Source organism: Pseudarthrobacter sp. PS3-L1, assembly GCF_030063285.1.
Taxonomy (GTDB): domain Bacteria; phylum Actinomycetota; class Actinomycetes; order Actinomycetales; family Micrococcaceae; genus Arthrobacter.
Genome location: NZ_JASISU010000001.1, coordinates 551,062 through 574,639, shown reverse-complemented (window position 1 = coordinate 574,639; position 23,578 = coordinate 551,062). Strand labels below are relative to the sequence as shown.

Below are 23,578 nucleotides of genomic sequence, written 5' to 3'. Positions count from 1 at the left end.
CGTAGCCCGGCCGGATTGACCACGACGCCGGTCACCCCTGAAAGGGAGGTGGCCGGCGTCGTGGATTTAACGGCAAAAGCCGCCACACGCGGCAGCATGCGGGGAATCCCACGCGTTTCTGCGCAACGTCAGGGTGTGTCGGCGCGCACTGTAATTGGCACAATGCGCGCATACCGTCAGACTAAAGGGATGCAAACCTTTCTGCCGTACCCAGACTTCCGTAAAAGTGCCGCAACCCTGGACACTGCCCGGCTGGGCAAGCAGCGCGTCGAGGCGCTCCATGTCCTGCGGGCCCTCGTGGTTCCCGAGTATGGCTGGACCGATCACCCCGCCGTCCGCATGTGGATGGGACACGTCCCGGCGCTGACCCTCTACGCTCTGGCCACGGTGGATGAATGGACGGACCGCGGACACCCGGACAATACGCGAGCCAACATTACAGAGTTTGCCCCCCAGGCTGCGCACCCGGATTACGCCTCCAAGATTCCCCTGCCCTACTGGTTGGGAAATGAGAGCTTCCACCTGAGCCACCAGTCGAAGCTGCTGCGCAAGGAGCCCAAGTTCTACACGGGCGTTTTTGACGACAATATTGCCGACTTGGACTTCGTGTGGCCAGAACCGAAGCACGAATTCATTCCAGAAGATCCCCGCGAGGACTTCCTGTGGATCCTGCGCAACCCGCACCCCGAGTTCACCCCGGAAACACTCACCACCGTGGGCATGCCTGCAGTGCACAACAAAGCCGTCGCCGCGGCCGTCGAGGCCGACGGTTATGCCCCCGTTTACGTGCAGGACGATTCACGCCGGCCCACCCGCCAGGCCAAGAAGATTCCCAGGCCCAAGGAAAAGAAGCCCACCCGCCGGCGCCAGGTACAGGATCAGCAGTTCACTACGCTCCCTGGCAACACGGACGTTGCAGTGCCGTTCGACGACGGAGCCAAGTTTGCGCTGGGCACTGTCCACGGGCGTCCGATCACCCTTGAGGATGGCCGTTTTGGCCGCAACTTCACCCTGAAGGAAGTTATTGAGCGCTCCGCGTTCGACTCACCCGCGCTGCTGCAGGATTCACGCGTCTTCTTCCCGGTGCCGGCTCCGTGACAGTCCTGCTGGCCGGATGCGGCGACCTCGGCACCGAAGCTGGCCTGCGGTTCGCTGCCGCAGGCCACCGCGTGATCGGATGGCGCCGCTCCCCCGCCAAGCTGCCGGACGCAATCGAGGGCGTGGCCGTCGACCTGAGAAACGCAGACCTTCCCACAATCCCACCTGACGTTAGCGCTGTTGTGGTGGCGGTGGCGGCTGATTCCTTTTCGGAAAATGCCTACCGGGAAGCGTACGTCAACGGTTTGACGAACGTCCTTTCCGCACTGGAACGCGATTCCGTCGTTCCTGACCGGATACTCTTCGTCTCCTCGACAGCTGTCTACGGCGATGCAGGTGGCGGCTGGGTTGACGAGGAAACCACAACGGCCCCTGGCGGTTTTTCCGGAAGCATTGTCCGGGAGGCCGAGGTGCTGCTCCAGGAACGCCTGGCCGGCACCCCCACCGCGGCTGTGACTTTGCGGCTCGGCGGCATCTATGGACCGGGCCGCACCCGTTTGATCGAAACGGTCCGCAGCGGCACGGCCAGCATCCCGGAAATACCGCGCTTCACGAACCGGATCCACCGCGACGACGCCGCGGCCGCGATAGTGCACCTGCTGACCCAGGCGGACACGCCGTCGTCCCTCTACGTTGGGGTGGACAACGATCCTGCGCAGATGGCAGATGTGCTGCGGTTCCTGGCCGCCGAGTTGGGCGAAGCAGAGCCCGCAGTGGGCGGGGCAGGCGATGGGCGCGGCGGAAACAAGCGGTGCAGCAATGCCCGCCTGCGCCACAGCGGATTCGAATTCACCTTCCCCACATTCCGCGAAGGCTACCGGGACATCCTGGCGGGCAACGGGGTCCGGCACCCCTAGCCGGATCAGGTCTGGGCAGTCCCACAACAGCACGTCACACGTCAACCGCGCTCAACACTCTGTCATGAATTCCACGACGGGCCAGCTGCGGACCTACCGTCGAATCCATGCCCACGATTCCACCCACGCTGTCCCCGCCCACTCCGCCCCGTAATTCCGGGACGGCAGCGCCGCTCAAGCGGAGCATGGAAGCCCGGCACCTGGTCATGATCGCCATGGGCGGCGTCATTGGTTCTGGCCTGTTCCTTGGCTCCGGCTACACCATTGGCCAGGCGGGCCCCCTCGGCGCCGTCCTGGCCTACCTGGTGGGAGCTTTTGTGGTGTACCTGGTGATGACGTGCCTGGGCGAACTGGCCCTTGCCTATCCCGTGGCTGGCGCCTTCCATATCTACGCTGCCCGCTCCATTGGCCCAGCCACCGGCTTTACCACCGCCTGGCTCTACTGGCTCTGCTGGGCGGTGGCACTGGGTTCCGAGTTCACTGCCTGCGGAATCCTCATGCAGCGCTGGTTTCCTGGCGTGGACGTCTGGATCTGGTGCGTGGTGTTCGCGGCCCTGATCTTTGGCCTGAATGCCTTTTCCACAAGGGTTTTTGGCGAATCCGAGTTTTGGCTCTCCCTGGTCAAGGTGGGCACCATCGTGGCACTGATCGTTATCGGTGGTGCAGCACTCGTGGGATTCCAGCCATTAAATGCTGATGCTGGACCGCCGCTTCTCTTCAGCAATTTCACCACCGAAGCCGGGCTGTTCCCCCACGGATTCACGGGCGTCCTTGTCACCACCCTGGCCGTGTTTTACGCCTTCTCCGGCTCAGAGCTGATTGGTGTGGCAGCCGGCGAAACGAGAAATCCGGAAACAGCTATTCCCAAAGCCATCCGGGCAACAGTTTTCCGGCTCCTGGTGTTCTTTGTTGGTGCCATCACCGTCATTGCAGCCACAGTCCCCTACCACGACGTGGGCCTGGATGAGAGCCCTTTTGTGACGGTCTTCAGTTCGCTGGGGATCCCGCATGCCGGCGACATCATGAATTTCGTGATCATCACAGCCCTTCTCTCAGCTGGCAACAGTGGCCTGTACTCCTGCGCACGAATGCTTTTCTCCCTCGCTGATGAGGGCCATGCACCGCACGCCTTCCGCCGCCTGACCGCCCGCGGCGTCCCGCTGGTTGCCCTGGCTGTCAGCATGGTGGGCGGCATCGCGTCCCTCCTCTCCAGCGTGGTCGCGGCGGAGTCCGTCTACCTGGTCCTGGTCTCCATTGCAGGTTTCGCCGTGGTGGGGGTCTGGATGTCCATTGTTGCCTCACACTTCTGCCACCGTCGCGCTTTTGTTCGCGACGGCGGCAACGTCACCGCGCTGCCCTACCGGGCCCCGCTGTTCCCCTATGTCCCTATCCTGGCCTTTGTTCTGTGCCTGGCATCCGTCGTCGGGCTCGCCCTTGACCCCAACCAGTCAGCGGCCCTGTACTTCGGCATTCCCTTTGTGGCCGCCTGCTACCTCTGGTTCTACCTCCGGCACGGCCGACCCACCCGGCGAGCGTCCACCGCCGCTGTCTCCCACTCCTCCACCCCTGACGAAAGTACCTCCCGCACATGAGCTCACCACTGCTTTTCTCCCTCTACGAACAGGCCAGCGTGGGCTGCGGCGGGGCGCCCAGCCTCTGGACGCACCCCTTGGACGACCGGCTGCAGGTCAATTCACTGGACCGCTGGCGCAACGTAGCCCAGACTGCCGAAGAAGCGAACCTGGATGCCCTGTTCTTCGCTGACGTGCTGGGACTCTACGACGTGTACGGCGGATCCTCGGATGCCGCCGTGGGCTGGGCTGTGGAAGCTCCAGCCAACGATCCCTTCATGTACGTCCCTGCGCTGGCCGCCCTCACCGAACGCCTGGCCTTCGTGATCACCGCCTCCACCACCTACGAGCACCCCTTCTCCATGGCCCGACGGTTTGGCACGCTGGATCATCTGAGCAACGGCCGCATCGGCTGGAACATCGTCACCTCCTACCTTTCGAGCGCAGCGCGGAACTTCGGCATGGATGAAATGCTCAAGCATGCTGACCGTTATGCCAGGGCCGATGAGTTCATGGACGTGTTCTACAAACTGTTGGAGGGTAGCTGGGCACAGGACGCAGTCATCGGGAGCAAGGAGGATCGCCTCTACGCACGCCCCGGCGCTGTCCACCCGATCAGGCACGACGGCGAACACTTCCGGGTGGAGGGTCCATCGCTGACGTCCCCCTCACCCCAGCGCACCCCCACACTGTTCCAGGCGGGCTGGTCGCCGCGGGGACGCGAGTTTGCAGCCAAGCATGCCGAAGTCATCCTCCTGCCGAAAAAGGATCCGCAGGAGATCGCCGTGGGACTGGCAGACATCCAGGCCAGGGCGCTGGCCGTAGGACGCCCGGCGGGAGAGGTCAGGTCCATGGCACTGGCCAGGATCGTCACCGCACGCACCGCGGGAGAGGCCCAGGAAAAGTATCAGGAACTCCAGCGGAACTACCATGTAGAGGCCCAACTGGTCAGTTACGCCGGTGACACCGGGATCGACCTGAGCCGCTACGCCGATAACGAGCCACTGACCACCACCAGTAATGGCCTGACCTCCTATGTGGTCAAGGGCAGCCCTGGCGATGCTCCATTGACGGCCGGTGACGTGCGCCGCAAGTTTGCTGACGTCACCCGGGGAACAGACCTGCTGTTCATCGGAACTCCCGGGGATGTAGCCCGGCAGATTCAGGAGCACTCGGAAACTTCCGGGTTGGACGGATACATGATCAACCCACTGGTCAGCCCCGGATCCCTGAATGACTTCGCCGAACTGGTGGTCCCGGAGCTTGCCAAGCGTGGACTCTATGACACCGAGCCCAGGAGCGGGACGCTGCGCTCACGCCTGCGAACTGACGGAGCCGACCTGCTCCCCGTTTCCGCCCATGGGGCGACTTTCCGGCAGACGTGACTTTCTCCCACCCGCTGATCTCCGGAACGGCTGGAAATTATCTCCATGATGGAACTAATATGGGGGCATGACCTCGCCAACTCAGGTAGCCACGCCGCCCACCCGTGCGTCCCGCACTGTTCTCTTCTGGGCGTCCGTGGTGTGTGCCGCTGCCCTGCTCCTGGTCCCGGCGTTCATGCTGAGTGGCAATCCGGCTGTCCTGGCCGGGCACCCACTGCTTCCGGCCCTGCTCCTGGCTGCCGCCGTCGCCGGTCTCGCCTGGGCAACAGTGCTATGGCGCCGGCGGGCGGGTTTCCGGAAACGGTCCACCGCCCGCGCGGTGGGTGTCTGGCTTGGGCGCCTTGCTGTCCTGGCGCTGGTAGCGGCCCTTGCCTGGCTTAATCCGTTCGCCTACCAGCCACGCGATGCGGCGTCGGCTGGACCGGCGTCGGACTTCTCGATCACGGAGACCCCCACCACCATCACCATGGCGCCAGACGGCGCAGCGGCAACAAAGGGCCTGATCTTCTACCCCGGGGCCCGTGTTGATGCCCGCGCTTACCAGGACATCCTGGCTCCCGTGGTGGACGCAGGATCATTGGTGGTCATCCTCAAATCCCCACTCGGCCTGAGCCTTCTCGACGGGAACCAGGCCAGCGGTGCCATCGAGGCCAACCCCAGTGTCACCACGTGGGCCGTGGGCGGGCACTCCCTCGGCGGCGTCAGCGCCTCCTCATTTGCTGGAGACAACAGCGACATCAGCGGCCTGGTCCTCTACGCGTCCTACCCGCTGGGATCACTGCGCGAGCGCGAAGGGCTGGCAGTCCTGTCCCTCTCCGGTATCAACGATGGCCTCAGTACTCCGGACAAGGTCGAGGCATCCCGCGACCTGTTGCCCGGTGATGCAACCTTCACCGCAGTCCAGGGCGGGGTGCATGCCTTCTTCGGTGACTACGGTCCGCAGCCCGGCGACGGTACGCCCGGGACCAGCCGCGAGGACGCCCAGCAGCAAATCTCGAAGGCCACCGTTGCGTTCATGGGAGCGCTTGCGGCTCCCTGAACCACCAAAAAGTCCACGCTCCGCAAAACTGGTCCGGCGTGGCGTCCAGCCGTCCACGACCGGCGGCTTTGCCTCCGGCTTAAAGCGCTGCCTGGTGCGCATGGCGTCGGTTAGGCTCGCAGCATGACTGAAATCAGCCCCGCAAAAGCGTCAGAACTTCTCCGCCTCCACCAGGCCCCCGAAATCCTGCAGGTCATCAACGTCTGGGACGCCATTACCGCTAGCGTCGCTGCAGACGTAGCGGGCGTGAAGGCACTCGCCACCGCCAGCCACTCCATCGCAGCATCCCTGGGGTATGAGGACGGCGAGAACATCCCCGCCCACCTCATGATTGAAGCCGCAGGCCGGATCGCCGCAGCCACGTCGCTGCCCGTGAGTGCGGACCTCGAATCCGGCTACGGCAATCCGGGCGAGACTGTCCGCCGGGCAATCGGGGTCGGGATTGTCGGCGCCAATATCGAGGACCAGATGCGCCCCCTGGCCGACGCGATTGCGCAGATGAGCGCGGTGGTCAGGGCGGGACAGGACGAGGGTATCGACTTTGTCCTCAACGCCCGCACCGATGCCTTCGTCAAGGGCGGTGACCGCAACCCGGACGATGTCCTCGCTGATGCAATCGAACGCGGAAAGGCTTTCCTGGACGTTGGAGCCACCACCGTTTTTGTCCCCGGACTGCTGGATGAGGCTACCGTCAAAGCACTTGTTGCCGGGATTGGCACCAACAAGGTCTCCGTCATCAACGTTCCCGGTTCGCTGTCTCCGGCCAGGCTCCAGGAACTCGGTGTCTCCCGCATCTCCTATGGCCCCTGGACCCAGCGCGTGGCCCTCACTGCCTTCGCTGATGCCACCGCCGAACTGATTGCGGGCGGTGCCCTCCCCGAGGGAACCCGCCCCCTGAACTGACCCGTGGCTGACTCTCCAGTGCAGGACGGCCGAACGGTGTCCACTGACACTGACCGTATTTCCGCAGCAGACCTGTGGCCAAACCCACCGGCGCTTCCAGCACCGGTGATCATGGGCCAGCGGTGGAAAGATGCGGTTTTCCTGCACTGGAGAATTTCCGTGGAGCAGGCTGCCGGGTACATGCCCCCGGGTGTGGTGCCAGACGTTTTTGATGGGTCCGCCTGGGTCGGAATCATTGGCTTCCAGATGCAGGAAGCGTCCCTGGGCACAGGTCCCGGCATCCCGTATTTTGGCACCTTCACCGAGATCAACGTCAGGCTCTATTCGCGTGAGCCGGACGGAACCCGGGGAGTTGTCTTCGTGACCTTGGATGCCACCCGACTGGCCGTTGTCCTCGCAGCACGCACTGCGGGCATCCCCTATGTCTGGTCCCATGCCACATATCTCCCAGCGCAGGCGAACAGCGCGGCCGTGGGCTATTCCGTGCGTCGTTTCCGTGGCGGTGCCCGCAGCGACTTTGCCGTCATCCCCGACTTTGATGCCATGGCCGAGGACTCCCTGTCGGTGCACCTGACAGCGCGCTTCGGATTGCACAGCGTGGTGGCCGGCCGCACGGCATTCATCCCCAATACGCACCTGGCCTGGCCGCTCTTCCACGCCACAACCACCGTCCTGGACGATTCCCTGCTCCACGCTGCTGGTTTCGATGTTCCCGGACCGCCAGATTCGGTGCTGTACTCCCCCGGTGTCTACACGCTGTTCGGCAAACCCCGGTTCCTGTAGCCAATATGCCATTTGCCGATGACCTACTCGGGCTGGATGCAGCCAACGCCCTAGTCCGGACCGTCCAGGATGCCCTCCCGGCCGTGGACCTTCCCCATCTCCGTGAAGCAGCCGCGTCGCTTTCACCCCTTGCCCTCCGGGAGCGGGCGGACCTCCTGCGCGATGCCCTGCTGGCGGATCTGCCTGGGGACTATGATTCCTTGGCCCGGACCGTTCGGGCAGTCCATCACGGATCCGCTGAATTCACGGGCTGGTTGATCTGGCCGGTCACGGCCGCTGTGGCACACCGGGCTGTGGCAGAAAATACCGACGCCTCGTTCAACGATTCCATGGGGCTCCTCGCGGAACTGACTCCTCGGCTGACCTCGGAATTTGCCATCCGTACCCTGCTGCGCCACAACCTGCCGCGTGCACTGGCCATCGCAGGACAGTGGACACTCTCGCCCGACCCCCATGTTCGCCGGTTGGCATCAGAGGGAACCCGGCCCTACCTGCCCTGGGCGGTGCGGGTGCCGGCCCTGCTCGAATCCCCCGATGCCACCATCGCGCTGCTTGATGCGCTTTACCGCGATGACAGCGACTACGTTCGTCGTTCCGTGGCCAACCACCTCAATGACCTGAGCCGGGACCATCCCAAACTCGTCGTCACGACAGCGCGTCGGTGGTTGGCCAATCCTGGCTCCACAACACCCGGCGTCGTCCGGCATGGACTCCGCACCCTCATCAAAAAAGGTGACCAGGGCGCCCTGGAACTACTCGGGTTCGGCGCGGTCTCGCTGGCGGTGAGCGGACCTACCCTGGCGCAGTCTGACGTGCCGTTTGGCGGCAGCATCGACTTCCACGCCACTGTGCGCAATGTTGGTTCGGCGGATGCTGCGCTGGCCATCGACTACATCGTCCACCACAACAAGGCCAACGGTCTGCAAACAGGAAAGACCTTCAAACTGATGTCACGGGTCGTGGCCCCCGGCGCGTCTCTGGAGCTAGCCAAGACCCACTCATTTCGCGCCATCACAACCCGCCGCTACCATGCCGGTGCGCACGCCGTTGAGCTCCAGATCAATGGCGTGCGCTACGGACGGACCGGGTTCCTCCTGCGCCCTCCCGGTTAGCGGCCCGCAGCGTACCCTTGCGCACCCCGTGGATTCGCTGCCGCCCTGAGCACCCCTGTGCTGGGGTCGCGTTCGACGGCGGACAACCGTCCCAGCACCCAGTCACCGGCTTTTGTGATCCGGTGGCCACGCTGCCGAAGGCCGTCGATCACTTCCGCACCCAACCTGTCCTCCACCACCGCCGCCCCCGGTTCCCACGTGCGCGGCCAGAATGAGCCCGGAACGGATGTTGTGTGGAAGGTTGGCGCATCAATTGCCTGCTGGGCAGTGTATCCGCCGACAATGGTGCGCAGCAGCCAAGGTAATTGCCACTGGTCCTGCTGGTCGCCACCCGGTGAACCCAAGGCCGTGACAGCAACCCCTTCCCGCATCACCAGCGTTGGAGTCAAGGTGGTCCGGGGGCGTTTCCCAGGCGCCAGGGTCGAGGGTGACCCGGGCTCCAGCCAGGTCATTTGTAGCCTGGTCCCCAGGCAGAAGCCAAGCTCCGGGATGGTGGGAGACGACTGCAGCCACCCACCGGACGGGGTCGCGGAGATCATGTTGCCCCACCTGTCCACGACGTCGATATGGCAGGTATCACCGCGGGTTACGCCATCCGCGTCCACGGCCTGCTCGGCTTCGACGGTGGGCTCACCGACTCCTTTGTGCTTGCCAGGAATTGCATCAGCGGTCCGTAGCGGCGGGACAAACGGCTCGTGGCCGGGAACGACGCCGGGCCGAAAGTCCTGCGAAGCAGTTTCGGTGATCTGCTCCCGGCGCAGCGCAGCGTACTCCGCAGAAAGGAGGTACTCCAACGGCACCTCGGCATCCCCGTAATAGGCCTCCCGGTCGGCGAGCGCGAGCTTGAAGGCTTCCAGGATGGTGTGGGCTCCGGCTTCCGTACCTGGATCCAACAGGTCATCCGGGAACCCGTCAAGAATGGCCAGCGCCTGGAGCATAGCCGGGCCCTGGCCCCAGGCCCCGGTCTTCGCAATGCGATGTCCACGGAAGTCCAGGGTCACAGCAGGTTCGTAGGTGGCAGAAAACTCGGCCATGTCCGCAAGCCCGAGAACACCCGCGTGTTCGGTCCCCGACGAATGCCGGTGGCGGCTCTGTACGGATTTCACCATGGCCTGTGCCACGAAACCCTGCCGCCATTCGCGCCTGGCCGCATCGATCCTGTCCCTTCGGGTTGCCGCCTCGGCACCTGCAGCGACCAAGCGGTCCAGGGTGCGCGCATGGGCGGCATTGGTGACCAGCTCACCCGCGGCAGGGACGATGCCGTCCGGCATCCACTGGCGTGCCGAGGTTGGCCAGTGCTCCTGGAAAAGTTCGGCAACAGCGGCGATGGTAGCGCCAACACGTTCCACCATGGGGTGTCCGTCCCGGGCATAGCCGATCGCAAAGGCCAAGACATCGCCAAGCTCCCACGTGCCATGGTCCCGCAGCAAAAGCAGCCAGGCGTCAACAGCGCCAGGAACAGCCGCAGCCAGGGCTCCTGCACCAGGAACGGAGTCCAGCCCTTCGCGGCGGAAATGCTCAACTGTTGCCTGCCGCGGCGCTGGTCCTTGACCCACCAGGACTACTGGATCTCCCGGCTGGGCTGCGGTCGCGAAGATCGCCGTCAGGTCCCCGCCCGGGCCGTTGAGGTGGGGTTCCACCACGTGGAGCACAAATGCCCCCGCTGTGGCGGCATCAAACGCATTGCCACCTCTCTCCAGGACAGCCTGCGCGGTCGCAGTGGCCAGCCAGTGTGTGGAGGCACTCATTCCGAAGGTGCCCTGGAGTGTAGGGCGAGTGGTGAATGGTGCCGGTGTGGTGAACGTCATATGGTCCACTCTATCGACCGGGACCTTCGATTCAGCTCAGCCCAGCCCGCCTGAGCGCCTCTGCCATGGCCGTATTCGTAGATGGTGACTGCCCCATTTTTTGCTGTGCTGCGCTCTTTGGTGCTGCGCTCTTTGGTGCCGGACTCTTTTGCCCTGCACCTTTTTGTCCTGGACTGCCTTGGCCACCACCGCCCGGCTGCGTCGGCCTGCCGGCAGCAGGTTTCCGGGCCGAGCCACCCCTGTCCTGCTGGCCATGGGTTCGGCTGGCAGGCGAAGGAGTGCCGGGTTCGTCGTCGAGGCGAAGGGTCAGGGAAATCCGCTTCCGCGCAGGATCGGCCTCCATGACCTTCACCCGGACCACCTGACCGGACCTGACCACAGTGTGCGGGTCCGAGACGAATGAGTGCGAGAGTGCGGAAACGTGGATGAGCCCGTCCTGGTGCACACCAATGTCCACGAAGGCCCCGAACGCCGCCACGTTGGTGACGGTTCCTTCCAGCACCATGCCGGGGACCAGGTCCGAGATTTTCTCGATTCCGTCAGCAAAAGTGGCTGCAGCGAAGGACGGCCGCGGGTCCCGGCCCGGCTTGTCGAGCTCGGCAATGATGTCCCGCACGGTGGGAAGCCCAAATCCGCCGTCCACGAACAGGGCAGGGTCCAGTTCCGCCAGCGAACCGCTGGCGGCCCTGGATGCACTGGACGCACCTGCCGCGGCCAGGATCCGCCGTGCCACTGCGTAAGCCTCAGGGTGGACGCTGGAGGCATCAAGGGACTCAACGCCCCCGGAAATCCGGAGGAAACCAGCGCACTGTTCAAACGCTTTTGCCCCAAGCCGGGGAACCTTCTTCAGCTCAGCACGCCGGGTAAAGGGTCCGTGCTCATTGCGGTAGTCCACAATATTTTCACTGAGCAGCGGACCGACCCCAGCCACCCGGCTGAGCAGGGCCGGGGACGCCGTATTGACGTCCACGCCGACCGCGTTTACGCAGTCTTCCACCACCGCATCCAGGCTGCGGTCCAGCTTGGATGCGGTGATGTCGTGCTGGTACTGGCCCACCCCGATTGACTTGGGATCAATCTTGACCAGCTCCGCCAGCGGATCCTGTAGGCGCCGGGCTATGGAGACAGCCCCGCGGAGCGAGACGTCCATCCCGGGGAGCTCGGCAGCTGCCAGCGCCGACGCCGAGTACACAGAGGCCCCAGCTTCAGAGACCACCAGCTTCAGCGGCTTGGTGGCGGCGTCCGGCAACACTTTGATGAGCTCAGCGGCAAGCTTGTCTGTTTCACGCGATGCAGTCCCGTTGCCAATGGCTACCAGTTCCACCCGGTGTCGTTGCGCGCGGGCCACCAGGGCTGCCAACGCTGCATCCCACTTACGTGCAGGTGCGTGCGGGTACACAGTGTCCGTGGCCACAACTTTGCCGGTACCGTCCACCACCGCCACTTTGACCCCGGTGCGCAATCCCGGATCCAAGCCCAGGGTTGCGCGGTTTCCAGCCGGTGCGGCTAGCAGGACATCGCGCAGGTTGGCAGCAAAGACCCGGAGGGCCTCGTCTTCTGCAGCCCCGAACATACGGCTCCGCAGATCAGCAGTAAGGCGGGCCAGGAGCCGCGTGCGCCAGGCCACCTGGGCAGTCTGCTGCAGCCACGCATCGGCTGGCCGGCCACGATCGGATATTCCCAGGGTCCGCCCTACGGCAGATTCATACCGGCGCCTGGCAACTGCGAAGTCCTCGGCATCAGCAGGATTGGCCTCTGCCAGTGCCAGGTCCAGGACGCCGTCCTTCTCCCCGCGCAACAGGGCAAGAACCCGGTGCGAGGGCATCCCGGACGGCACCTGGGCAAAGTCGAAGTAGTCAGCGAATTTCTGCCCGTCCGTGTCTTTGCCTTTACGGACACGGGACACCAGCCTGCCCTGTTTCCAGAGGCGTTCCCGCAGGTCCTGGGCAAGATCCGGGTCTTGGGCCACCCGTTCCACCAGGATGGACCGCGCTCCATCCAGCGCCATGGCAATGTCTGGAACACCCTTGCTGGCAGAAACGTAGCGCGAAGCCTCGCGTTCCGGGCTGTTCTCCGGGTGGCGGAGCAGCAAATCCGCCAATGGTTCCAGCCCGGATTCCCGCGCAATCTGGGCTTTGGTCCGACGCTTGGACTTGTATGGCAGGTACAGGTCCTCCAGCGCAGACTTGGTGGTCGCAGCCAGGATCCCCGCCGACAGGGCGGCCGTGAGCTGGCCCTGCCCATGGATGGCTTCCAGGACAGCACGGCGCCGGGCCTCCATTTCGCGCAGGTACGTCAGCCGTTCCTGGAGTGTCCTTAGCTGTGTGTCATCCAGGGTGCCGGTGGCTTCCTTGCGATATCTGGCAATAAACGGCACTGTGGAACCGGCGTCAAGCAACTCGACAGCGGCTTTTACCTGCCAGGAATGCGCCCCCAGATCCCCGGCAATCTGGTCAAGAATTGCTGCTGCTGTGCGGACTGGGTCTGCTGGCAAAAGTTGAAAGGTCACTCCAACATCTTGCCTCACCTGCCCGCGATCTCCACTGCGTGTCCGGAGCTAGGTGCCTAACCACCCCCGCCACGCGATCAACACCTGCCACTGCTCCCGCCTTAACGGACGACGGCGGCCCCAACACCCGCGCGGCCGCAGCCTGCGAGGGGTGGAGCCGCCGTCGTCCGAGTCTCCACGGTGCCCCGCACATGCCGTGCAGCGCGCTGTGAAAGCCTTCTAGTTGGCGTAGAAGGGGTAGTCCGTGTAGCCCTTGGCACCTTCACCGTAGAAGGTAGTGGGATCAGGTTCGTTCAGCGGAAGGCTTTCGCGCCAGCGGCGTGCCAGGTCAGGGTTGGCGATGGCGGGACGGCCCACCACGACGGCATCGGCGTAGCCATCCTCGACCAGGCTCATGGCCTCCTCGCGGGTGGTGATCTCGCCGAAGCCCGAGTTCAACAGGTAGGGACCATTGAAGCGTGACTTGAGATCCTTGACCAGTTCGCCGGACGTCTCTGCGTGCAGGACGCTGAGGTACGCCAGGTTCAGCGGAGCGATGGTGTCCACGAGGGTTGCGTAGGTGGCCTGAACCTCATCGACCTCGGTCTCGCCAATGCCCTGCACCTGGTGCTCGGGCGAGATGCGGATGCCTACGCGGTTTGCGCCCAGCGCCTCGACGACAGCGTGGACCGTCTCGATGACGAAGCGAGCGCGGTTCTCCGGAGAGCCGCCATAGCTGTCGGTGCGCACGTTGCTGGAGGCGTCAAGGAACTCGTGCAGCAGGTACCCATTGGCGGAGTGGAGTTCCACGCCGTCGAACCCGGCATCAATCGCATTTCGCGACGCTGTCACAAATTCCTGGATGACGGCCGGGAGCTCATCTGTGGTCAGCGCGTGCGGAACGGGGTACGGCTTCTTGCCCTGCGGTGTGCGGACGTCGCCGTCAATGGCAAGGGCGCTGGGTGCTACCAGCTCGCGGCCGCCGGTGATGTCCGGGTGGGAAACACGGCCACCATGCATGACCTGGGCGAAGATGCGGCCGCCGTCGGCGTGCACGGCATCCGTGACCTTCTTCCAGCCTGCAACCTGCTCAGCGGTTACCAGGCCAGGCTGGCCGGGGTATGACTGGCCTTCGAATGCGGGGAAGGTACCCTCGCTGACAATGAGGCCAAGGGATGCGCGCTGGCGGTAGTGCTCCACCATGATGTCGTTGGGGACACCATCGCTGCCGGCGCGGACGCGGGTCAGGGGTGCCATAACCAGTCGGTTGGGAAGTTCAAGCTCACCAAGGGTCAGGGGGGAAAACAGCATGCGCGTTCCTTTCGCGGGGATGTGGTTCACAGTCCACAACTTTCCCGCTCGTGCAACTATTCCTTGCTGTGGTGGGGGTCATAGAAAAGCGGGCACCCCAGGTTCCCCCGGGATGCCCGCTGAACTCAGGACTCGGCTCAGGGCTGGGCTGGGAGGATGAGCTTGCCTGTTTTGTCCGTGGAGAGGGCCAGCGACGAGACGTACTGTGGTTCACCGTTGGGGCCGTCCTGGGCCGACCGGATCATGTCCGGACGCTCAAACTCAAGGCCCGTCACATGGCACAGGAGCTTGGCATCGCTGGGATTTCCCTCGGCGTCGAGCATGGGGAGGTCAATGCCGTCATCGGTACGCCGAAGGTAGTACTTGCCTTTGGTCAGTACCGCAATGACCGGCGGCAGCACCAGCGCCAGGCCTACCGCGAAGACTGGCGAGTAGGGCTGGATCCCGGCACCGAAAGCCCCAAAGAACATGGCGATGGACACCCCTGCGGATACCAGCATCGAGACGAAGCCGACAGGGTTCACGGCGTACAGCATGCCCCGGCGGAACTCGGCGGCCCGGGGTGAGATTTTCAGGATGTACTTGTTGATGGTGATGTCTGAGGCCACGGTGACAACCCAGGCCATGGCACAGTTGGCGTAGAAGCCGAGGATGGTGTTGAGGAACGCGAACATGTTCGCTTCCATGAGGACCAGGGCAATGGCCAGGTTGACCACGACGAAGACCATGCGGCCCGGGTATGTCTTGGTGACCCGCGTGAAGCTGTTGGTCCAGGCAAGCGATCCCGAGTAGGCGTTGGTGACGTTGATCTTGATCTGTGAAATGACTACCAGCACCACCGCCAGGGTCATGGCCAGCCAGCCCGGCATCATTTCCTCGTACACACCCAGGAACTGGTGGACCGGTTCATTGGCCGTGGCCGAGGCTGCCGGGTCAAGGCTGGCAATGAGGTAGATCGCAATGAACATGCCGACAATCTGTTTGATGGCACCAAAGATGACCCACCCGGGTCCGGCCAGGATTACAGCCCGCCACCGGGCCCCCCTGTTGGCCGCCGTGCGTGGAGGCATGAACCGCAGGTAGTCGATCTGCTCGGCGATCTGCGCCATCAGGGACAGGCAAACGCCAGCCGCGAGCATGACCGAGGCAAGGTTAGGTCCGCCGTCGCCCGTGGCGCCGGTGAACGCGAAGAAGTTGTCAACGCTTTCCGGGTGCGAGAGCACCAGGTATCCCACGGGAATGACCATGAGCAGCAGCCACAGCGGCGTTGTCCAGACCTGCAGCTTGGCCAGGGTGCTCATGCCGTAGACCACCAGCGGAATCACAATGAGCGTCGACACCGCATAGCCGATCCACTGCGGGATCCCCAGTCCGAGCTCCAGACCCTGGGCCATGATGGAACCCTCGAGGGCGAAGAAGATGAAGGTAAAAGTCGCAAAGATGACGTTTGTGACGACGGAGCCGTAGTACCCGAAGCCCGAGCCCCTGGTGATGAGGTCCAGGTCAATGTTGTACCGGGCAGCGTAGTAGGCCAGTGGAAATCCAGTGGCAAAGATGATGACTGCCGCGACGGCAATGCCGATCAGTGCGTTGGTGGTTCCGCACGCTATTCCAATATTGGCGCCGATGGCAAAGTCGGCGAGGTAGGCAATACCGCCCAACGCACTGGTAGCCACGATCCCGGCGCTCCACTTCCGGTATGACCGCGGGGCAAAGCGGAGGGTGTAGTCCTCCAGGCTCTCCTTGGCCGCGCTCATTGCATCTGCATTGGATTTCCCTGACGGCGGCGCATCCGTGGGTGGTAACCCGCCCTGATCTAATACTTCTCTGCCCTGCGAGGTCTGGGTCATGGGATCGCTTTCCTGAGTGTTCGGCATGTGCTCTCGGACAGAAGCTACCCACCCCGGAACACCAGAGCGTCACGGCGTCATTTCCACGATGTAAACAAAATCCGGGACCTTCGCCCCTTCCGCGGTCCAGGCACTGGCAAGAGACTTCAGTCATGATGTTTTCCCATGACAACGGCAACCCTGTCCTGGAGCTGACGCCCGATCAGTCCTGGGAACTCCTGGACAACACCCGCCATGGCCGGCTGGTGGTGACAGTCTCAGGTGACACAGACATTTTTCCGGTGAACTACATCAGCGACCAGCGCATGCTGTACCTGCGAACTGCCCCCGGCAACAAGCTTGCCCAGCTGACCATTAATGCCACAGTGCTTTTCGAAACGGACGGTATTCTCTCCGACGAGGCATGGTCAGTGGTGCTTCAAGGCACTGCCCGGGTCCTGACCCTTGAGGCGGAGGTGGCCGCCGTGGAAGCCCTGGGGCTTACCACCTGGGTTCCCACACTGAAGGACTTCTACGTGGAAATTGCACCCACGTCCGTCAGTGGCCGGCACTTTGAGCTGGGCCCACAACCCGAACGTGAAATTTGAGCTGGGAGGATCCCTCAGCTGACCGGCGGAGCCAGCCTGTAACCAACACCACGCACCGTCTGCAGCCAGAGCGGGTGTGCGGCGGAGTCGCCCAGCTTCTTCCGGAGATTGCCCATATGGACTTCCACTGACCGTTCGTCAGCGTCGCTGATGTAGCTTCCGACGTCGTATTCCTCGTCCCGGAGCCGGCGGACCAGATCCGCTTTGGTCCGGACTGTCCGGCCGGATTCGAGCAACGCGTACAGCAGTTCAAATTCGGTCCGTGTGAGGTTCAGCTCCTGACCGTTCAGGGCAACGGTGCGGGAGCCGTAATAAAGATCCAGGCCGTTGTGCTGGAGCGGTACCTGCCCGTTCCCGCCCTGCGCCAGGGCGGGCTCCATGTGCGGCGCAGCGCCTTGACTGCTTCCCGCCATTTCGGGGCCTGGACCGACTTCGCGGGGCCTGCGCATCATCGCCGCCACCCGGGCCCGCAACTCACGCGGCCGGAAAGGCTTTGTAAGGTAGTCATCAGCCCCAACTTCAAGACCCATCAGTGTGTCGAGTTCCTCGGCCCTGGCGGTGAGCATCACGATATAGGCGTCGGAAAATTCGCGGATCTGGCGCGATACTTCAAAACCGTCGATGTCCGGAAGGCCCAGGTCCAGGGTAATGACAGCCGGCTTCAGCTGCCGCGCCATGTCCACGCCCTGACTCCCGGAGGTTGCAACACTGACGTCAAAACCTGCTTGCGTGAGGACAACGCGGACGAGCTCGCGGATGTCCCCATCATCCTCAATCACCAAACCCCTGCGCGATTCACCCATCACAGCCTCCAGCCACTTTTCGGGTCAACGCCTGCAGTATATCTGCCGGGCGATATCCTGCTGGGATGCGCCCTTTCCAGAAGTCAGTAGTCATGGGACCTGCATGAACCGCTCCGTGCGGGGAGGCAACCGGCCAGCCCATCCTGTTCCGCGGACCGGCCTCCGGGAAAGGCTTGCGCCGCCGGGTCATCCTGAGCCAGGTCCCCCTGGTCATCACGTCACTGCTGACTGCCGGGCTCGCCTGGGCCTGGTTTCCCGGCCTGCTCGACAACACTCTCTTTGTGGCTTTCCTGGTCACGCAGGTGCTGCTGATGGTGGGCTGTGCCGTCATTCCCTGGGACAGGCTGCCGCCGCACAGCTTCCTGCTGGTACCACTGCTGGACTTCGTGTCGATTGCGCTGGGCCGTGAAGGCGGACAGGACAGCATTAGTGGGATCAGCCTGCTCTCTGTTTTTCCCGTGATCTCGCTCTGCTCATCAGGCGTGTATCCGCGGCTTTCCGTGGCATCGTCATTTCTGGGGCCCCTCGCAATTATCTGGATTCCGCTGTTCCTCAACGGAAATGCGAGTGGTCCGGAGCTTGTGCGGACGTTACTTTTTCCGGTGACCATGCTGGGCATCGGGTTGACCGTCTCCTACCTTGAGCGTGCTGCATCCCGCCAGCAGGGAATCCTCACCGAAAAGGACGCCCAACTCCGTTCAGCACTGGATTCGAGCCGCCGGCAGGAGGAACTGCTCAATACAGTCCTGGATACCGTCCACGTGGGCGTCCATGCCGTTGACGGGAGCGGCAATGACATCCTGATGAACCGCCCCCAGCGCATCAATCAGGCCCTGGCCACCCCACCGGATAGTGCTGGCGCCACCGAATCCCAGCTTTTGGTCTTCGGTGCCGACAAGGTCACTCCCCTGCCTGCTGAGTCCCGTCCCGCGAGGCGAGCGGTACGGGGCGAGGCGTTAACCAATGTGCTGGTCTGGTTGGGTTCCGGGCCGGGACAACGTGCATTCAGCACCTCAGCACGGCCCATGCATGACCCCGAGGGAGGCTTTGCCGGGTCAGTGGTGGTGTTCAGCGACGTAACAGACCTGGTTGATGCCCTGTCCGCCAAGGACGACTTCGTGGCCAGCGTCTCGCATGAATTCCGGACGCCGCTGACGTCGATCCTGGGGTACGTGGAACTGCTGATTGATGATGACCCGCAGGATCATCAGCTCAGTTCCCTGGACATCATCCACCGCAATTCGGGCCGGCTCCTCACCCTCGTCTCTGACCTGCTTGCCATCCGCCAGGGGCAGCTCGCGGTATCCATGAATACCGTTGACGTGGTGGATCTCGTCCAGACCTGCATCAGCGCAGCCCAACCACGCGCGGCTGCCGCTGGTGTGGTCCTGCAGGGCACCCTTCCGGACTCGCTGCTGGCCAGCGTCGACGGTCCGCGCCTTGGCCAGGTACTCGACAACCTGGTTTCCAACGCCATTAAATATTCGCCCGATGGCGGCCAGGTCACCGTCGCATTGGACAGCGTTGACGGCGGCTTGAGCTGCAGTGTCGAGGATACGGGGATGGGGTTGGGCAGCGCGGATCTTGCAGTAGTGTTTGACAGGTTTTTCCGCGCCACGAGCGTCCGTAATACATCGATTCCAGGGGTGGGGCTCGGCTTGTCCATCTGCAAGGAGATTGTTGAGGCGCACGGTGGCACCATCCACGTCACGAGTGTCCTGGGCAGCGGGACTACTTTTACCTTCCATCTTCCGGCTCCGGTCAGTAGCCGAGCAGTTAATCCGGGGATGCCAGTGTGCTGAGCCTAGCCTGCCGGACCACTTCACCCCACGATTGATCAGCCAGGTCATCAACAGCGGCCAGGATCCGCGCTGGTGGCAAGGACAGGTCCATGGGAAATTCGATGATGTCAATTTCGGTGTTGAGGATCTGGCGCAATGTGACCTCGCCCTTTCCCGCATAGATCAGCCAGGCGCTTGGCACGCCCAGTGCCGTGCAATGCGCAAGAACCTGGAAGTGATCAGCGGAAAGAGAAGCACCAGCATCGGTCCTGGCGGTGTACCTGGCGTCATAGACCATAACAGGACGACCGCCCAAAAAATGGACGACGTCGGGACGCACCGTAATCCTGTCGGCGTCATCCACCGCCTCGTTCAGCAGCGCCCCGTGCCGAAGCCGTGTCTCTCCCGGATGTTTGGCCATGGCCGCGCGCAGGGCCGTTCCCACAAAATCCTGGAATACGTGGTTCATATTCACCACAAACGCGGAAGCGCGCTGGGGGCCAGGTCCGCTCTCTGCCGAAGCGTGGCGCAGGATCAGTGCTGCCAGCCGCAGGGCAGGATGGTAGCGCTGGTTGAGCCGCGTGGGTTGCCACGCTGGTAGGGGCGCACCTGCGGTGAGGTACGTGACGCCGTCGAGCTTTGTCTTCAGGTGCCGCAGCCGGCTCCTGGCCTCGAGCAGGAGACCAGGCACCTGCATCATTCGCTCCACTGCCGCGCGCAGGATTCTGTTTTCGGCAATATCGGAGCTGAACTCGTCGTAGGAGACTTCGAGGGGAACCATCAGGCCAGGATGACGCGACATCTGTTCGGAGATCCGGATCCTGCCCTTGACGGTTCGCAAGGACTCATCAACCTCACGGTAGCCCTGCAGGACCCCACGGCCGAGAGCCTGCTCCCCCAGGAGCGCCAGGGATGATGCCAGGGCCGCCCACAGGTCAGGTGATTCTTTGGCTGCCACCGCGTGCGGCGAGAAGCCCGGCTCTGCGCTGTAGCTGAGCAGGAAGAGCAACTTCTGGAGCCCCAGCCGGCCACGTGGCCGGACGTCCACCTGCACGGAACCCGTGCGGACAGAGCCAACGGTGCCCACTGGTTCCAGCCGGTAGAGGCCGAGGCCAAGGGGCGAGACACGCGCCAGGCCGCTGGCGTTGATGAAAGCCGCGCTGGCTGGATCCAGTTTCTCCACGGCACCGGCCTGCAGTTCGTCGAGTTCGATGTGGCGCGGCCCGCCAGCCCGCTCAGCGATCGCCAAGACGAGCGAGCACCTGCTCCAACCCGAAGCGCTCCTCCAGTTGCGGGCGCGTCAACTGGCCATGATAGTGCTCCTCCAGCAACGGCATCAGTTCGTACTTCCAGATCCGGCGCAACCCGGCGGGAGTCTGGGCGGCTGGTTTCATGAAGTAGGACGGACCAATCATCAGGTCCCTGTCCCAGTCATCAATGCCGGCATTGAGTTCATCCAGCAGCTGGGCCGGCAGGGTATCCAGCCCCCGGGCCTGGAGGAACCGCAGGAGGGAACCCTTTATTGGTTCGGTCTGCGGGTGCAGCTCAACAAAGGAGAACCGGCGCCGGATGGCTGCATCCATCATGGCTATTGACCGGTCAGCAGTGTTCATGGTGCCGATGATGTAGAGGTTGTCCGGCAGCGTGAATGGCTCGTTGGGGCTGTACTGCAGGTAGATCCTGTCATCGCGGTATTCCAGCAGGAAGTAGAGCTCGCCAAAGACCTTGGCCAAGTTTGCCCTGTTCATTTCGTCAATAATCAGAAAGTACGGTTTCTTTTCATTGCCCGGCTTCGCGGCTTCTTCGGCCAGCCGGCGGAGGGGGCCGGCCACCAGCTTGAAGGAGACCTGGCCGTCATCAGTTGTGTCGGGGCGGTAGCCCTCAAAAAAGTCCTCGTAGGCATAGGAGGGATGGAACTGCACCAGCTTGACGCGTTCGTCAGTGGCGTCTTGGGCCAACTCGGCAGCAAGATGTTTGGCCAGGAACGTCTTCCCGGTTCCGGGCGGACCGAACAGCACCACCTGGCGGTTGTCCTCCAACAGGCCGGCAATTTCCTGCAGGGACTCAAGGCCCAGGTGCAGGGAATCCGCAAAATCCTGCGTGAGTGGCTTAAACCCGTGGGACGGGCTGCCCTGGACCGGCACCAGGTCATCAGGGTCGGCTTCGGCCTCGGCAGGCAGGAGTGGTTCCAATGCCTGCACCACACGTGTCACGTCAACGATTTTCCCGGCGGTGGCGAGCTGGCGCTGCACGTGCCGTGGAAGCTCTGTGGTGGGATGGGTGCCAGCAAACCATTGGACTTTCCGCAGCAGGCGCCGGTGGTCGCCATCCTGGTCCGGTTCCCCCAGTACCACGCCCAGCTGCACGGCACCAGAATGCTCGAACAGCACTAGATCCCCCGGCTTCATGACGGTCAGGAAGGCAAACACGGCGGTCTTGGTATCCTCGCGCTCCACATAGCCCATATGCCTGCAATCCTCGTCCACGGCATGCTGGACCACTCCCGCAGTAACACCTGCTTCAAGGACCCGGAGATGCTCGACGTCGAGCGTCACCTTTTCCGCGTCTTGCCAGGACTGCAGCAGCTGCGCACTGCCAGCGTGCGTGCGCAGCCGCCACGCCCGACGGCCAGGATCGCCGACCTTTCGCCACTGGCTCACCAGGTGGCGGGAGTACCAGTCGATCCGCTGCCCAGCCTGCCGGTCAAGGTGCAGGCGGATCCGGCGGATATCCGCCGTGACGTCCTCATCGCTCTCGCCCGATGCCCCACCCACCAGCGAACCGAACGCGTCACGAATTTCGCGTCGTTCAATGTCGGACACCAGTGGCTCGAAAAAATCCGGGTGCACCAGGAACTCCATGCTGCGCCGGATGGCTGGCTGGTCATCAGGAGTTCCGGCTGCCAGTAGGTGGAACTGCAGCGGGTCCTGGACGGCGCGGGCAAGCACTGCCGTGGACTGCTGGTCGACGTGCCGCACAAAACGGCAGAGCCACTGGAGATGCTCGCGGACGGTCCAGTTGAATTCGGCTGTCCGGTCCCGGATCACACCATGGTCCGTCAGGCCCCTATAAAGTTCGGGCGGCAACTCCAGCTTTGGTTCCAGCCAGGCAGCGGCCTCGGCAACCCTGGCACGTTTGACCTTGAGGGATTTGACCTCGTGGGCCAGCGGCAGGGACTGCAGGAACAACAGCTCCACGGCCAGCATCTTGACCGCTCGCCCGGCCCCCTCCACGTGCTGGCGCAGATTGGTCATCATGGGCGCCTTGGGATCTACCGCACCACGTTCCAGGCGTTCGAGCAGCTCATTGGCCACGTCCGTGGTCCAGGTCAGCGTGCTGCCATCAAGTGCTGAAGGCTTGCCCTGCAATCCCGCGCCGAGGACAAACCACGCCGCATCCTCAATTTCTTTTGAGACTCCGGGGGCACGGTGGAGAGCTGATTTCGGCGTCGGGGTCATCCTACGAACCTACAGGTTCCTGCTGGGAAGCGATGTGGAAGAAAGGTTCTGGCCAGGAGGTAACCGCATTTTTCGTGTTCGGCGCCGCCGTGCCAGGACACCCGTCAGTACAAGGAGTAGCAGCGGGACAACCGAGCCGATTAGCTCACCGGCGGCCACCGCATTAACCAGCAACACCCCCAGGCACAGACAGAAGAGGATCTCCAGACCAGCCTGCAACCGCTCGGAAAGCAGGACCCTCGCCACGAGGCCCGGGCTCCGGGGCTGGACTGCTGCCATTTTTCCTCCTACGTCCTGTGGAAGGGTGCTAGTAGCTCTTTCTGCTCCTGACTCAACCGAACCACCCTGCCGGTAGCCTCGTCAACAAAGGCCAGCTGCGTGGTCGCCCTGACACACAGTGCGTCGGTGGTCGGATCAACCAGCTCGTAGTGAATCTCGAAACTTGCGCCTTTGAGTGCTCCAATCCATACCCGCGCCACTGCCGGGATATTCCGGTACTCGAGGGTGCGCACATAGCGGATCCGGTGCTCGACCACCAATGACATCACGCCCTCGGGAACAGCATCAAACAACGAAACAGCAGGTTTCATGCCAGGCAGACCAGCTCCGCGGGGTGGCCCAAAGGCAGCGATACGCGCTTCCTCCAGCATCCTCACCACCTGGACGTTATTTACATGGCCATAAGCATCCATGTCCCCCCACCGCATGGGAACGCTGACTTCCAGGACCCGAGACTCCTCGGCA

General features: G+C 63.4%; 19 protein-coding genes. 10 read left to right on the top strand and 9 right to left on the bottom strand.

All coding sequences use genetic code 11. From position 1 onward, the window contains the following. Window positions 1-189 precede the first annotated feature (189 nt). From QMG79_RS02675 to QMG79_RS02640, 8 genes are all read left to right on the top strand, one after another. Complete coding sequence (locus QMG79_RS02675) at window positions 190-1,098, top strand: MSMEG_6728 family protein (protein ID WP_283537018.1); 909 nt, start codon at window positions 190-192, stop codon at window positions 1,096-1,098. After that, window positions 1,095-1,955: an NAD-dependent epimerase/dehydratase family protein gene (locus QMG79_RS02670; RefSeq protein ID WP_283537017.1), complete on the top strand. Its 861-nt coding sequence runs from the start codon at window positions 1,095-1,097 to the stop codon at window positions 1,953-1,955. Before QMG79_RS02675 ends, QMG79_RS02670 begins: the two co-directional genes overlap by 4 nt. A gap of 107 nt (window positions 1,956-2,062) precedes the next feature. Beyond that, window positions 2,063-3,547, top strand: a complete 1,485-nt coding sequence (locus tag QMG79_RS02665; protein WP_283537016.1) for an amino acid permease — start codon at window positions 2,063-2,065, stop codon at window positions 3,545-3,547. Then, the gene (locus tag QMG79_RS02660) at window positions 3,544-4,911 is read left to right on the top strand and encodes an NtaA/DmoA family FMN-dependent monooxygenase (protein WP_283537015.1); all 1,368 of its coding nucleotides are present in this window, start codon (window positions 3,544-3,546) and stop codon (window positions 4,909-4,911) included. Before QMG79_RS02665 ends, QMG79_RS02660 begins: the two co-directional genes overlap by 4 nt. 67 nt (window positions 4,912-4,978) lie before the next feature. Next, complete coding sequence (locus QMG79_RS02655) at window positions 4,979-5,950, top strand: alpha/beta hydrolase (RefSeq protein ID WP_283537014.1); 972 nt, start codon at window positions 4,979-4,981, stop codon at window positions 5,948-5,950. Between the two features lie 123 nt (window positions 5,951-6,073). Further along, window positions 6,074-6,853: an isocitrate lyase/PEP mutase family protein gene (locus QMG79_RS02650; RefSeq protein WP_283537013.1), complete on the top strand. Its 780-nt coding sequence runs from the start codon at window positions 6,074-6,076 to the stop codon at window positions 6,851-6,853. Between the two features lie 111 nt (window positions 6,854-6,964). After that, window positions 6,965-7,636 carry a YqjF family protein gene (locus QMG79_RS02645; RefSeq protein ID WP_283537342.1) on the top strand — a complete coding sequence of 224 codons (672 nt, stop codon included), beginning with the start codon at window positions 6,965-6,967 and terminating at the stop codon, window positions 7,634-7,636. Window positions 7,637-7,641: 5 nt separating this feature from the next. After that, window positions 7,642-8,748 (top strand): DNA alkylation repair protein, encoded by a 1,107-nt coding sequence (locus QMG79_RS02640; protein WP_283537012.1) that lies wholly within the window; start codon window positions 7,642-7,644, stop codon window positions 8,746-8,748. On the opposite strand, the gene QMG79_RS02635 is transcribed toward QMG79_RS02640, so the two are convergent. The 4 genes from QMG79_RS02635 to QMG79_RS02620 all read right to left on the bottom strand — a co-directional run bounded on the left by QMG79_RS02635 (window position 8,745) and on the right by QMG79_RS02620 (window position 16,205). After that, window positions 8,745-10,556, bottom strand: coding sequence for a gamma-glutamyltransferase family protein (locus tag QMG79_RS02635; RefSeq protein ID WP_283537011.1), 1,812 nt, complete (start codon window positions 10,554-10,556; stop codon window positions 8,745-8,747). The genes QMG79_RS02640 and QMG79_RS02635 overlap by 4 nt on opposite strands. 31 nt (window positions 10,557-10,587) lie before the next feature. After that, a complete protein-coding gene (locus QMG79_RS02630; RefSeq protein ID WP_283537010.1) occupies window positions 10,588-13,065 on the bottom strand; it encodes a Tex family protein in 2,478 nt (825 codons plus the stop codon). Between the two features lie 219 nt (window positions 13,066-13,284). After that, window positions 13,285-14,355, bottom strand: coding sequence for an alkene reductase (locus QMG79_RS02625; RefSeq protein WP_283537009.1), 1,071 nt, complete (start codon window positions 14,353-14,355; stop codon window positions 13,285-13,287). Between the two features lie 137 nt (window positions 14,356-14,492). Beyond that, window positions 14,493-16,205 carry a purine-cytosine permease family protein gene (locus QMG79_RS02620; RefSeq protein WP_283537008.1) on the bottom strand — a complete coding sequence of 571 codons (1,713 nt, stop codon included), beginning with the start codon at window positions 16,203-16,205 and terminating at the stop codon, window positions 14,493-14,495. A gap of 152 nt (window positions 16,206-16,357) precedes the next feature. Between QMG79_RS02620 and QMG79_RS02615 the strand changes: the two genes are divergently transcribed. Next, window positions 16,358-16,792: a pyridoxamine 5'-phosphate oxidase family protein gene (locus QMG79_RS02615; protein WP_283537007.1), complete on the top strand. Its 435-nt coding sequence runs from the start codon at window positions 16,358-16,360 to the stop codon at window positions 16,790-16,792. A 14-nt stretch (window positions 16,793-16,806) separates the two neighbouring features. Here QMG79_RS02615 and QMG79_RS02610 read toward each other — a convergent pair whose 3' ends face one another. Next, on the bottom strand, window positions 16,807-17,595 hold the full coding sequence (locus QMG79_RS02610) for a response regulator transcription factor (protein WP_283537006.1): 789 nt from the start codon (window positions 17,593-17,595) through the stop codon (window positions 16,807-16,809). A gap of 173 nt (window positions 17,596-17,768) precedes the next feature. Between QMG79_RS02610 and QMG79_RS02605 the strand changes: the two genes are divergently transcribed. After that, window positions 17,769-19,397 (top strand): sensor histidine kinase, encoded by a 1,629-nt coding sequence (locus QMG79_RS02605; RefSeq protein WP_283537005.1) that lies wholly within the window; start codon window positions 17,769-17,771, stop codon window positions 19,395-19,397. Here QMG79_RS02605 and QMG79_RS02600 read toward each other — a convergent pair. From QMG79_RS02600 to QMG79_RS02585, 4 genes are read right to left on the bottom strand one after another with little or no spacing between them, the layout of a single operon-like run. Further along, window positions 19,372-20,625, bottom strand: a complete 1,254-nt coding sequence (locus QMG79_RS02600; RefSeq protein WP_283537004.1) for an McrC family protein — start codon at window positions 20,623-20,625, stop codon at window positions 19,372-19,374. The genes QMG79_RS02605 and QMG79_RS02600 overlap by 26 nt on opposite strands. Next, window positions 20,612-22,834: an McrB family protein gene (locus QMG79_RS02595; protein WP_283537003.1), complete on the bottom strand. Its 2,223-nt coding sequence runs from the start codon at window positions 22,832-22,834 to the stop codon at window positions 20,612-20,614. The genes QMG79_RS02600 and QMG79_RS02595 overlap by 14 nt, the downstream gene beginning before the upstream one ends. A 9-nt stretch (window positions 22,835-22,843) precedes the next feature. Then, window positions 22,844-23,113, bottom strand: a complete 270-nt coding sequence (locus tag QMG79_RS02590; protein WP_283537002.1) for a hypothetical protein — start codon at window positions 23,111-23,113, stop codon at window positions 22,844-22,846. 8 nt (window positions 23,114-23,121) lie between these two features. Then, entirely contained in the window at window positions 23,122-23,541 is a 420-nt protein-coding gene (locus QMG79_RS02585) for an acyl-CoA thioesterase (protein WP_283537341.1), read from the bottom strand. Between the last annotated feature and the right edge of the window lie 37 nt (window positions 23,542-23,578).